We start from the raw sequence: 11,368 nt of genomic DNA on the forward strand, positions 1-11,368 counted from the left end.
TCATCATGCCACGCTCAACCGACAAGCCAGCCGTCGATTCCCAAGCCGATGCCGCCACCGCGCGCGGCTACGATCTCGTTGTGATCGGCGGCTCGGCGGGCGGCATCGAAGTGCTGAACATCCTGCTCGGCGCGCTGCCCGTGGGCTTTGCGCCGGCCGTGATGATCGTCACGCATCTGCCGCCCGGATCGCCGAGCTATCTCGTGCACGCGTTCACGCATCGCTGCGCGTTGCCGGTGCTGGAGCCCGACGCCGGTGAACGGATCATGCCGGGCCGCGTGCATGTCGCGCCGCCGGGTTATCACATGCTCGTGGAAGTGGACCGCACCGTTGCCTTGTCGACCGATGCCGCCGTGCGCTTTTCGCGGCCGTCGATCGACGTGCTGTTCGAGTCGGCGGCCACGGTGTACGGCGAGCGTTTGCTGGCGATCCTGCTGTCCGGCGCCAACGACGACGGCGCACAGGGGCTCGCGCAGGTGCGCGCGCAGGGCGGCACCGCCTGGGTGCAGGCGCCCGACACTGCCGTCTCGCCCGAAATGCCGCGCGCCGCGATCGAACGCGGCGCCGCCGACTCCATCTACAATCCCGCAACTATGGCCCGGCGGCTTGCCGCATTGCCGGCCTCTCTCTGATCCGATGCCATGACGAACTCACCTGTGAACATCCTGATCGTCGACGACATCGTCCACAACATCACCGCGCTCGAAGCGTTGCTCGCGCGGCCGGACATTGCCGTGCTGGTGGCCGATTCGGGAACCGCGGCGCTCGACCTGCTGCTCAAACACGAAGTCGCGCTGGCGATTCTCGACGTCAACATGCCCGCCATGAACGGCTTCGAACTCGCCGCGCTGATGCGTGGCAGCCCGCGCACGTCGCACGTGCCGATCATCTTCCTGACGGCGACCGCGCAGGACGCCTCGCGCACGTTCCGCGGCTACGAAGCCGGCGCGGTCGACTTCCTGTACAAGCCGTTCGATCCACGCATTCTGCAATCGAAGGTCGACGTATTCGTTCAGCTCGAACAGCAGAAGCGCCAGCTCGCCGCGCAACTCGTGACCACGCGGCAGATGCTGGAAGCGAACGAGATGCTGATGGCGGTGCTGAGTCACGATTTGCGCACGCCGCTCGGCGCGGTGCTGGCGTCGGCGGAATACCTGATGCGCACGGCCGCCGACGAACAGTCGCTCACGGTAGCCGCGCGCGTGAAGAACAGTTCGCTGCGCATGGCGCGCATGGTCGATCAGTTGCTCAACCTCGCGCGCTTGCAGGGCGGCCGTTTGCCGTTGCAGCCGCGCTCGATCGAACTGGCGACGCTGTGCCGTTCGGTGATCGACGAGTTTGCCTCGCAAAAGAGCGGCAAGCGGATCGTGTTCGAAAGCCGTGGCAACACGGCGGGCGCGTGGGATACGGATCTGGTCTGGCAAGCCGTGTCGAATCTGGTCAGCAACGCGCTGCACCACGGCACGCCGGATGGCGACATCGGTGTCGAGGTGGACGGCGATGCGGTCGAGTCGGTACGACTGAAGGTCTCCAATCGCGGCACGATTCCGGCCGAGGTGTTTCCGCATCTGTTCAAGGCGTTCGGGTCGAACAGCAGCGGGCGTTCGCGCGAAGGCCTCGGGCTCGGGCTGCATATCGTGCAGGAGATCGCGCGGATGCATGGCGGCAACGTCAGCGTCGATTCGAACGAAGCGACGGGGACCATGTTCACGATCGAATTGCCGAGGATGGTGACGTTGCAGCGCGGCTCGTTCACGCGTAAATAAAGGCGCGCTTCGGCGCGCGAGCCGCTGCGGCGCGCGGGCCGCCGGCTGCCGGTCCCGCTGTGCTACGCTTGCCGGACCCGAATCCACGCAGCGCAACCCGAATCCCATCATGCGTTCCTGGCGCATCGCTCCACCTCACCGAAGTGCACAGATCAGCACCGCGCGCGCGACCGACCTCGTCATGTCGATCTCGCACTCCGACGCGGATGCGCTCGCCGCGAGCATGCTGAAAACCGTTGGCGATGCGCTGCCGGTTTCGCAGTGCACCATCTTTGCCTACGAATTCGACGCGCGTCCGCGCACCGTGTCGGCCGCGGATCATCGCGGCGGCCGCTTCCTGCGCGACGTCGCCGACCGCTACGCGACGCATTTCTACGCGCTCGACGGCAATCGCGCGATCATCGGCCGCGCGCCGCGTGCTCAGACTCGCGACGCGTTGGTGCTGCATCAGCAGCGCAGCGAAGAGATCGAAAACGAAGCCTACCGCGCGGCCTGTTATGCGCAGCCCAACGTGTCCGACCGTTTGTCGTTGTTGCTGCAGCCGGTGGACAGCGTCTGGCTGTCGATCAATCTGTATCGCGACAGCGCGTACGGCAGTTTCGCGGCGGGCGAGCTGGAGTACGTCGAGAGCGTCGCACATCTGTTCGCCCACGCGGCGACAAGCCATTACGCGCTTAACGGACAGCATCAGCAAGGCCCGGCCGCCGCGATGCTGGCGCGCGTCCGGCGCGCGTGTCCGCAACTCACCCCGCGTGAACTCGACGTGCTGCGCGGCACGCTCGACGGTGCGAGCGCCGTGGAAATCGCCGCGCAGATGGGCGTGAAGCCCGCGAGCGTCGTCACGTATCAGAAGCGCGCTTATGCACGGCTCGGTATCTCCAGCCAGCGGCAGTTGTTTGCGCTGTGCATGCAGCCGGAACGGGCCTGATCCGCCCGCGGTTCGTCTTGCGTCGGCGCCGTGTCGGCGATCACATCACTGGCCACGCAAAGCGCGCTACGTGCGCTTTGCCCTTGCCTCGGCCTGAGTCTCGCGGTCCCAGCGTTTCAGCCACGGCATGACGAAGTCCGCGAAACCGTCGGCGGGCGGCGATAGCGCGCGTTCCGTCGACCGGTACACGCAAACCTCGCGAATCGTTTCCGGATCGACGATGCGCTTCATGACCAGTCCGAACGTGCGCGCGAGCGGTGCGACGTAAGCCGGCGCGAGCGTGACGGCGAGCCCTTGCGACGCGAGGCCGAATGCGGTGGTGACGTTGTCCACCACGTCCACCGGAATGATGCGGGCTTCGACCGGCAGGTTGGCGAGCATCTGCCCGACAGCGCGCTCGTGGTCGCGGCCGGTGGCAACGATCGGCACGTCGCGCAGATGTTGCCACTGCACGCGGCGCCGCGTGCTCAACGGATGGCTCGGCGCGCACCACATCACCCACGGGCTCGCGAACGCGGGCTCGCAGCGCACGCGCGTGCCGCTTTGCCGGTCCGGGCCGATCGCGAGATCCACGTCGCCGCTCTCGACGCGCTCCACCAGTTGCTCGACCACGGTGTCGAAAATCCGCACGACCACCTTCGGCTTGTCGCGCGCATAGTCGGCGATGGCCGCGGGCAACGCGGTGGCCGCCAGCACGAGCGGCGCGCCCACTCTGACGATGCCGGCGGCGCGGTTGCGGATGTCGTCGGCGGATTGCGCGGCGGCGCGCACGTGGCGCAGCACCGATTCGGCCGACGACAGAAAATCCTGCCCCGCGCTCGACAGGTTGACGCGCCGCGTGGTGCGGTCGAACAGCCGGAAGCCGAGTTCCGTTTCGAGTTCGGCGAGCAACTGGCTGACCGCCGAAGACGTGAGCCCGAGCCGTTCCGCCGCCGCGCCGATGCTATGCAGGTCGACGATGGCGAGAAACGCTTCGAATTGCCGGAGAGTGACGCGCGTGAGTGGCATCTGACGATTCTAAAGAAAAACTTACGAATCGTGAAAAATCGATTGATTGTGCGCGGCGGGCTCGTGGCCGACACTTGCCGGATCGACGCATGAACCGAAACCCGCTTAGACTTCCGCTTGAGCCTGTCGTGCGCCACGCGGCGCATCATCCGCACCGGATCAGGCCACATCGAGGCGCCATTCGAGGCCGCATTCAAGGACTTGCCATGTTCGACCACATTCCCGCCTACCCAGGCGACCCGATTCTCAGCCTGAACGAAGATTTTCAACTGGACCCCCGTCCGAACAAGGTCAATCTGAGTATCGGCATCTATTTCGACGACACCGGCAAGCTGCCGGTGATGGACGCCGTGCGCCGCGCCGAAACCGCGCTGCTCGACTCGATCGGGCCACGTTCCTACCTGCCGATGGCGGGCCTGCCGCAGTATCGCGAGGCGGCGCAGGCGCTGGTGTTCGGCGCGCGGAGCGAGGCGCGCGCGGCGGGCCGGATCGCGACGTTGCAGACCATCGGCGGTTCGGGCGCGCTGAAGGTCGGCGCCGATTTTCTGAAGCGCTATTTCCCCGGCTCGCAGATCTGGATCAGCGACCCCAGCTGGGAAAACCATCGCGTGGTGTTCGAGGGCGCGGGGCTGACCGTCAACACCTATCCGTACTACGACGAGCAAACGGGCGGCTTGCGTTTCGCCGACATGATCGACACGATCGAGCGCCTGCCCGAGCGCAGCGTCGTGCTGCTGCACGCGTGCTGCCACAATCCGACCGGCGTCGATCTGAACCCTGCGCAATGGGCTGAACTGGTGCCGGTATTGCTGCGCCGCAAGCTGATCGCGTTCGTCGACATGGCCTACCAGGGTTTCGGCGCGGGTCTCGAAGAAGACGCCGCATGCGTGCGTTTGCTGGCCGACGCGGGCGTGCCGTTGATCGCCGCGAATTCGTTCTCGAAGAATTTCTCGCTGTATGGCGAGCGCTGCGGCGCGTTGAGCGTGGTGTGCAAGAGCGCGGAAGAGGCGGCGCGCGTGCTGGGGCAACTGATGTCGGCGGTGCGCGCGAACTACAGCAATCCGCCCACGCACGGGGCGCGGCTGGTGGCCAATGTGCTCGGCGATGCGTCGTTGCGCGCGTCGTGGGAGGCCGAACTCGCCACCATGCGCGAGCGGATTCTCGCGATGCGCGGCACGATCCACGCGGGACTCGCGGGCCGCGTCGATGAAGTGATGCGCGCGCGTTATGTCGCGCAGCGCGGCATGTTCACCTATACGGGCTTGAGCGAAAGCCAGGTCGAACGTCTGCGCGGCGAATACGCGGTCTATGTGCTGCGCTCGGGACGCATGTGCGTGGCGGGCCTGAATGAACGCAACGCCGGTTATGTGGCGTCGTCGATCGCGGCGGTGGTGGCGGGCGCATAACGGCGACGGCATCACGGCAATTGCATCACGGTGTGACCGCACGCACCGGCACAACGATAACCATGGAGACCCTGATGACGACCGTTGAACAGCAGCCGGCCAGTCCGTCGAAGACCCCCGTCATGCATCCGGACGAATGGCACGCGCGGGTGCAACTCGCCGCGTGCTACCGGATCTTCGACATGCTCGGCTGGACCGAGATGATCTACAACCACATCACGCTGCGGGTGCCCGGGAGCGTGAGCGGCGGCGAGCGGCAGTTCCTGATCAATCCGTTCGGGCTGCACTACAGCGAAGTGACGGCAAGCAATCTCGTGAAGATCGATGCACAGGGGCGCGTGCTCGACCGCTCGCCGTATCCGGTGAACCCGGCCGGGTTCGTCGTGCATGCGGCGATTCACGAGGGCTTGCCCGGTGCGCACTGTGTGATGCACACGCACACCACGGCGGGCGTCGCGGTAGCGTGTCTGGAAGATGGCTTGCAGCAAACCAACTTCTACAGCGCGCAGTTGCATGAGCGCATTGCGTATCACGACTTCGAGGGCATCACGGTGCATGCGGAAGAAGGTCCGCGCCTCATCGAACATATCGGCGATAAACAGGCGGTGATCCTGCGCAATCACGGCCTGCTTGCGTGGGGCCACACCTTGCCGCAAACTTTCGCGATTCTGTGGACGCTCAATCGCGCGTGCGAAATCCAGATGGCGACGTTTGCGATGGGTCGCGCGCGGCCCGTGCCGGAAGCGGTGGCGATCCGCTGCTCGCGCGACGCGTTGCAGTTCGACCCGAAGCATGGCGCGGGGCAGGATGTGTTCGACGCACTGGTGCGACGGGTGGATCGCATCGATGCGAGCTACAAGGATTGATGCGGGACTAGCCACGAACTCATGCACGAATAACCAGGGATCGAAGCAATGAAAGTTGTTATCTACGGCGCAGGCGCGATCGGCGGCTGGATGGGCGTCAAGCTCGCACAGGCCGGCCACGATGTCGGTGTGGTGGCGCGGGGCTCGACGCTCGCTGCGTTGCGCGAACAAGGCCTGCGTCTGATCGAAGGGGGCGTCACGCATACGGTGAAGGTCGACGCGAGCGACACGCCAGCCGAGCTCGGCGCGCAGGATCTCGTCGTGGTCGCCGTCAAGGGGCCGGCGATGGCGTCGGTGGCCGCGCAGATCGCGCCGCTGCTGGGCCCGCAAACGATCGTGCTGACGGCGATGAACGGCGTGCCGTGGTGGTTCTGCGCAGGCCTCGGCGCCGATTTCACCGGCCGTCGGCTCGAGTCGATCGATCCGGACGGCGCGATCGCCGCCGCGATTCCGACCGCGCAGACCGTGGGTTGCGTGGTGCATGCGAGCTGCCTCGTCGAGGCGCCGGGCCTGATCCGGCATCACCAGGGCAATGGCTTGATTGTCGGCGAGGCGAGCGGCCAGGCGAGCGAGCGCGTCGCGGCGCTCACCGAAGCGCTGGTCGCGGCGGGTTTCAACGCATCGATGTCGGCGCAGATTCAGCGCGACGTCTGGTACAAGCTGTGGGGCAACATGACGATGAATCCGGTCAGCGCAATTACCGGCGCGACGACCGACCGGATTCTCAGTGACGAACTGGTGCGCGGCTTCGTCACGAGCATCATGCTGGAGGCGAAGGAGATCGGCGCGCGTTTCGGCATTCCGATCGACCAGGCGCCGGCGGACCGCCACGAAGTCACGCTGAAGCTGGGCGCGATGAAAACATCGATGCTGCAGGACGTGCAGGCGGGCAAGGCGGTCGAACTCGACGCGCTGGTCGGCGCCGTGCGTGAACTGGGACAACTGACGCAGGTGCCGACGCCGTACACGGATGCACTGCTCGGTCTCGCGCGCCTGCATGCAAGCACGTTGGGGCTGTATCCGCGGCAGTGACGCAAAGCGTTCGACAATCAAGCCGCGGTGCGTTTGGCGCACGGCGGCTTTTTTTACGTCTTCTCGCGTGCGTTATGCGGCGACAGTGGAAGAGACCGGCAGCCGCGCCGCTTCGATCAACGACAACGCGCGCCGCGGGTCGTCGAGTTCGGTCATGCACAGCAACACGAGGCGCGCCAGATAGAGCGGCGTCTGCGCTTCGCCTTCGGCGGTGAGGGTTTTGCAGAGCGTCGTGTAGACGAGGTCGAGATCGCTATCGGTCATGATGATGTCGCTCCTTGTTCGTTAGATCGCCAATACCGCGGCCAGCGCACGCTGCGTGGCCGCCGCGCTGCCGTCGCGCCAGCGCGCCAGCACGTGGCCGTCGGGGCGGATCAGATAGACGGTGCCGGGCCGCGCGTCGAGCATGTCGTGCAGATGGCCGGTTGGATCGATTGCGTACGGCGTGGCTGGGCACGGCGCGTCGCTCATGACCAGCGTGATCGTTCCGAACGGAATACGGCGTTCAGCGAGCGTGCGTTGCAACTGCTGCCACGCCTCGTCCTGCGCCGGGTCCGCGCCGAAGCGCAACGCGGTGAAGCCGGGTTCGAGCAGATCGGTCAGATGAATCGCCACGCTTGCCCCGTCGACGGTGCGCTTGAGCAGGCGGCATTCGGGCAGCACCGTACCGGGCGCAGGGCCACGGCTGAACGAGTCTGACGCGGCGTTGCCTGCGGCCTCATTGAGCGGCGAGCGCAGATACGCAATCGCGTGCGTCTGCCGTGGATTGATCAGGGGCCGCACGGCCGCGTGCTGATGTGCAAGACCGAGCACGGCCGTGCGCATCAGATCGAATGCGAACGACGGCGGTGCCATGAATTCGGTGCTTTTCATCCCATAGCTGAGATTCTCGCGCGCGGCGAATACGCGTTCGTCGCTATAGCTGTCGAGCAGACCAGGCGACGCGATGCCGTTGACCACGCAGCCGAGTTTCCAGCCCAGATTGTCGGCGTCGTCGATGCCGGAATTGGCGCCGCGCACGCCGAAGATCGGCACGAGATGCGCGGCGTCGCCCGCGAACAGCACCGAGCCGTGCCGATAGCATTCAAGCGTCAGCGCGTTGGCCTTGTACACGGTGATCCAGATCGGCGACCACGCGCCCGTTTCAGCCATCGCGTCGAGCACGCTCTGCACGCGCGGCATCACGTTCTCGGGCCGCACGGCGGCATCCGGGTCTTCGTCGTCGCGCAACTGATAGTCGATGCGCCAGACGTTATCCGGCTGCTTGTGGACGAGCACCGTCGAACCCGGATTGGATGGCGGGTCGAAATAAGCGAGACGCTCGGTGGCGCGCGCGCTGTCCAGCTCGATATCGACGATGACGTAGCGGCCTTCGTACGTGGTGCCGGTGAGCTTCAGTCCGAGCGCCTCGCGAATCGTGCTGCGCCCGCCGTCGCAGGCGGCGACCCAGTCGGCGCGCATTTGCCAGGCCGTGCCGCTGTCGCCCGTCTCGCCGGTCTCGCCGGTCCCGCCCGTCTCGCCGGTGCGCAGCGCGAGCAGGGCGCCGCCGTCCGGCAACTGTTCGATAGCCGTCACGCGGGTTTGCCAGCGAACCTCGATCAGATCGGGGTGCCGTTCGATCTCGTCGAGCAGCAATTGCTCGATCTGATATTGCGCGATGTTGATCATCGGCGGCAGGGACTGTTCGTCGTCCTGGTGCATCGTGAAGCGGAATACTTCGGTGTCGCGGTAGAAGCTGCGGCCGCCGGTCCACGGCAAGCCTTTTTGCAGGAAGCCGTCGACGACCCCGAGGCGCTTGAAAATCTCCAGGCTGCGCCGCGAAATACAGATCGCCCGGCTGCCGGTGCATACCCTGTCATCGGCTTCGATCAGCACCGAGCGTACGCCCTGTCGCGCGAGCGCTAACGCCAGCGTCATGCCGACCGGCCCGCCCCCGACGATGGCCACGGCTTTCGTTGCGGGGTCGCGTCCGTCGACGAGCGCGGGCACTTCACCTGGGTAGTGGCGAGGCGAGAACGGATAGGGGGTGAAAGGGCGGGTCATGCGTGTCTCCTTACTCGGGTCCCATGCAAGCGGGCTGCCGGGGCTTCAATGCCGGTAGATTGCCCGCCGCGGCTGGTTGGCTCTGCAAAGGCGGTGCGAATCGATAGGGAAGTATGCAGGAGGGCGCGCGCGAGGCTGTCCTCATTTTGGGTACACGCCGTGCGGGCTGACGACCCCGGCCGCGCCGCAAACAATCCGGCGCAACAAGAAAAGCCGCGAGGCACTCACGCGCCCCACGGCTTCATTCATTCGCTCATGTGCTCACGCACCTGTTCCACCCGCCCCGGTATGCCTCCCCCTCACTCCGCCCGCGCCACATGCGCTGGCTGCCGCAGATGCTGCGTGCTCAACGCGGCCTGGCATTCCTCGATCATCGCGCGGAAGGTTGGCGACGTGTGCGACGCGCCGGTCGCACCCAGTTCCGTGGCGCCCTCCGGCGGGCCGCCGACGCCCAGCACGAGCGTCGCCCGTGGTCGCCATTCGCGCGTGCGCCGCAACATATTGCGCAAGTACGGCGGCGACTCCGGCGCATCGAGCGAGACGATGCAAATGATCGGCGCGTCCTTGAAGCTCGGCTCGTCGGCGCGCGCGCTGCGGTAGCCCGAATGCGTCGCCATCATCGGCGCGAAGCCGTGGCGGCCGAGCAATTGCACGGCGATCGCCGTCGTCACTTCGTCGAACGCACCGCGTCCGGGCACGCACAGCACGGACGTTCTGTCGATCTCCTGCGTCTCCCGCTGACGGGTCGAAACGTGGCTGTCATGGCGCTCCGACAGATCCGCCGATGCCGACGCCAGCAACGCGCTGGCGCTGTCGGCTGGTTCAGCGCGCGACAGACGGTCCGGCAGGCCGTCCGCGATTTCGAGGTTCTCGACGATATCGACCAGCGCTTCGTTGACCCGCTGCAACTGCTCCGGCATCAGCACGCCGCGCATCGCGTCGTTGCGCGCGAGCTTGAGGCCTTCCAGCGCGACCTTGTCGTAATAGTCGATCAGCGACATCTCGCGCAGCAGGCGCTCCGCCTGCACGATGGCCTCATGCGGATCGTCCGCGAGCAGCCGCTGATAGAAAGTCTGCGCGGGGGTGAGTGCGGGCTGGTCGCCGAGCAGCACGGTCAGGAAGTTCAGCCGGTCGGCGTAGCGCCCGAGCGTGACGACGCACAACGTGAGCGGCGTCGACAGCACGAGGCCGACCGGTCCCCACAGCCAACTCCAGAAGATCGCCGCGACCACCACCGCGAGCGGCGACAGACCCGAGCGATGACCGTACAGCAGCGGCTCGGCAATCTGCCCGGCCACCACGTCGACGACGATGAAGAGGATCAGCGTATAGACCGCCATGGTCCATTGAGGCTGGATCGCGGCGGCGAGGAACACCGCAAGGATCGCGGCGATCCAGATGCCGATGTACGGCACGAAGCGCAGCAACGCCGCGATCACGCCGAACAGCAGCGCACCCGGCACGCCAATGATCGCGAGCCCGATCGCGATGACGCCGCCCGCGCTCAGATTCACGCCCAGTTGCGCGACGAAATAGCGGCTCAGCCGCACGGCCGCGTCGTTGATCGCGGTGGTGGTGCGGTGCAGATCGCGCGAGCCGAACAGACTGATCAAACGGTCGCGCAAATCCTCGCGCTGCAGAAGAATGAAGATCGTCACCACCAGCACGATGAAGGTGGTCTCGATCGGCGCGATGGCCGGCGACAGCGCGCGCTGTGCCAGTTGCATCGGCGTGGGCGACGGCTCGTGCACCTCGACCGGTTGCGGCACGGCGGGCGCGTTGCGCGCCGCGCGCCCGGTCGGGCGCGGCGGGTTCGGCTTGGACGGCGCGACCCGCTGCAGCGTCGCGGCGGCGCGGCTCATCAGCGAGTCCGCGCGGCCGACGGTCTTTTGCTGGACCGTTTCGATCTTCTGCTCGATCGCCTCCTGATACTGCGGCAGGTCGCCGGCCAGTTGCACCAGTTGCGCGCCGATCAGCGCGCCGATCGCAAGCAACGAAGCGAGCGCGAACAGCACGGCGATGAAGATCGACGGCAGTTGTCCCATATGCAGCCGCCGCAGCATCTGCACGAGCGGGGCGAGCAGGAAGCTCAGCAGCACCGAGAGCGTAATCGGGATCAGCACCGCGCGCCCGAAGTACAGCGCGCACACCACCACGACACCGGTAATCACCGAGGCGAGACCATGCAGACTCGGCGTGCCCGGCGGGTAGACGCGATTCGGCCGCCCAGTCGGCGGTAACGATATTTTCATGAACAGACTTTCCGAGTGAGAAGCGCTGTCTTTTTTTGCTGGCCGCGCGATGACGCCAATCGTGTTG

The 11,368-nt window shown here is 66.3% G+C and carries 10 protein-coding genes; 6 read left to right on the forward strand and 4 right to left on the reverse strand.

Going from position 1 to position 11,368, the window contains the following annotated elements:
• The first annotated feature begins 5 nt into the window (after window positions 1-5).
• The 3 genes from ACZ9H4_RS14675 (at window position 6) to ACZ9H4_RS14685 (ending at window position 2,694) form a co-directional block, all read left to right on the forward strand.
• A complete protein-coding gene (locus ACZ9H4_RS14675) occupies window positions 6-632 on the forward strand; it encodes a chemotaxis protein CheB (protein WP_408144975.1) in 627 nt (208 codons plus the stop codon).
• Window positions 633-641: 9 nt separating this feature from the next.
• Window positions 642-1,766 (forward strand): hybrid sensor histidine kinase/response regulator, encoded by a 1,125-nt coding sequence (locus tag ACZ9H4_RS14680; RefSeq protein WP_408144977.1) that lies wholly within the window; start codon window positions 642-644, stop codon window positions 1,764-1,766.
• 109 nt (window positions 1,767-1,875) lie between these two features.
• Window positions 1,876-2,694 carry a helix-turn-helix transcriptional regulator gene (locus tag ACZ9H4_RS14685; RefSeq protein WP_476119338.1) on the forward strand — a complete coding sequence of 273 codons (819 nt, stop codon included), beginning with the start codon at window positions 1,876-1,878 and terminating at the stop codon, window positions 2,692-2,694.
• Window positions 2,695-2,760: 66 nt separating this feature from the next.
• On the opposite strand, the gene ACZ9H4_RS14690 is transcribed toward ACZ9H4_RS14685, so the two are convergent.
• On the reverse strand, window positions 2,761-3,702 hold the full coding sequence (locus ACZ9H4_RS14690) for a LysR family transcriptional regulator (protein WP_408325272.1): 942 nt from the start codon (window positions 3,700-3,702) through the stop codon (window positions 2,761-2,763).
• A 206-nt stretch (window positions 3,703-3,908) separates the two neighbouring features.
• Between ACZ9H4_RS14690 and ACZ9H4_RS14695 the strand changes: the two genes are divergently transcribed.
• From ACZ9H4_RS14695 to ACZ9H4_RS14705, 3 genes are all read left to right on the forward strand, one after another.
• Window positions 3,909-5,108 carry an amino acid aminotransferase gene (locus ACZ9H4_RS14695; protein WP_476119339.1) on the forward strand — a complete coding sequence of 400 codons (1,200 nt, stop codon included), beginning with the start codon at window positions 3,909-3,911 and terminating at the stop codon, window positions 5,106-5,108.
• A gap of 74 nt (window positions 5,109-5,182) precedes the next feature.
• Window positions 5,183-5,974, forward strand: a complete 792-nt coding sequence (locus ACZ9H4_RS14700) for a class II aldolase/adducin family protein (RefSeq protein WP_476119340.1) — start codon at window positions 5,183-5,185, stop codon at window positions 5,972-5,974.
• A 48-nt stretch (window positions 5,975-6,022) separates the two neighbouring features.
• Window positions 6,023-7,006: a 2-dehydropantoate 2-reductase gene (locus ACZ9H4_RS14705; protein ID WP_408325267.1), complete on the forward strand. Its 984-nt coding sequence runs from the start codon at window positions 6,023-6,025 to the stop codon at window positions 7,004-7,006.
• A gap of 72 nt (window positions 7,007-7,078) precedes the next feature.
• On the opposite strand, the gene ACZ9H4_RS14710 is transcribed toward ACZ9H4_RS14705, so the two are convergent.
• The 3 genes from ACZ9H4_RS14710 to ACZ9H4_RS14720 all read right to left on the reverse strand — a co-directional run bounded on the left by ACZ9H4_RS14710 (window position 7,079) and on the right by ACZ9H4_RS14720 (window position 11,301).
• Window positions 7,079-7,270, reverse strand: a complete 192-nt coding sequence (locus ACZ9H4_RS14710; protein WP_408325265.1) for a hypothetical protein — start codon at window positions 7,268-7,270, stop codon at window positions 7,079-7,081.
• Window positions 7,271-7,291: 21 nt separating this feature from the next.
• The gene (locus tag ACZ9H4_RS14715; RefSeq protein WP_476119341.1) at window positions 7,292-9,049 is read right to left on the reverse strand and encodes an FAD-dependent oxidoreductase; all 1,758 of its coding nucleotides are present in this window, start codon (window positions 9,047-9,049) and stop codon (window positions 7,292-7,294) included.
• Window positions 9,050-9,348: 299 nt separating this feature from the next.
• Window positions 9,349-11,301, reverse strand: coding sequence for an AI-2E family transporter (locus tag ACZ9H4_RS14720; RefSeq protein WP_408144993.1), 1,953 nt, complete (start codon window positions 11,299-11,301; stop codon window positions 9,349-9,351).
• Between the last annotated feature and the right edge of the window lie 67 nt (window positions 11,302-11,368).

Source organism: Paraburkholderia sp. TE9906 (genome assembly GCF_056279605.1).

Bases quoted from the DNA above. Each gene is read 5' to 3' on its own strand.
- ACZ9H4_RS14675 (WP_408144975.1), top strand. From the start codon at position 6: ATGCCACGCTCAACCGACAAGCCAGCCGTCGATTCCCAAGCCGATGCC.
- ACZ9H4_RS14680 (WP_408144977.1), top strand. From the start codon at position 642: ATGACGAACTCACCTGTGAACATCCTGATCGTCGACGACATCGTCCAC.
- ACZ9H4_RS14685 (WP_476119338.1), top strand. From the start codon at position 1,876: ATGCGTTCCTGGCGCATCGCTCCACCTCACCGAAGTGCACAGATCAGC.
- ACZ9H4_RS14690 (WP_408325272.1), bottom strand. From the start codon at position 3,702: ATGCCACTCACGCGCGTCACTCTCCGGCAATTCGAAGCGTTTCTCGCC.
- ACZ9H4_RS14695 (WP_476119339.1), top strand. From the start codon at position 3,909: ATGTTCGACCACATTCCCGCCTACCCAGGCGACCCGATTCTCAGCCTG.
- ACZ9H4_RS14700 (WP_476119340.1), top strand. From the start codon at position 5,183: ATGACGACCGTTGAACAGCAGCCGGCCAGTCCGTCGAAGACCCCCGTC.
- ACZ9H4_RS14705 (WP_408325267.1), top strand. From the start codon at position 6,023: ATGAAAGTTGTTATCTACGGCGCAGGCGCGATCGGCGGCTGGATGGGC.
- ACZ9H4_RS14710 (WP_408325265.1), bottom strand. From the start codon at position 7,270: ATGACCGATAGCGATCTCGACCTCGTCTACACGACGCTCTGCAAAACC.
- ACZ9H4_RS14715 (WP_476119341.1), bottom strand. From the start codon at position 9,049: ATGACCCGCCCTTTCACCCCCTATCCGTTCTCGCCTCGCCACTACCCA.
- ACZ9H4_RS14720 (WP_408144993.1), bottom strand. From the start codon at position 11,301: ATGAAAATATCGTTACCGCCGACTGGGCGGCCGAATCGCGTCTACCCG.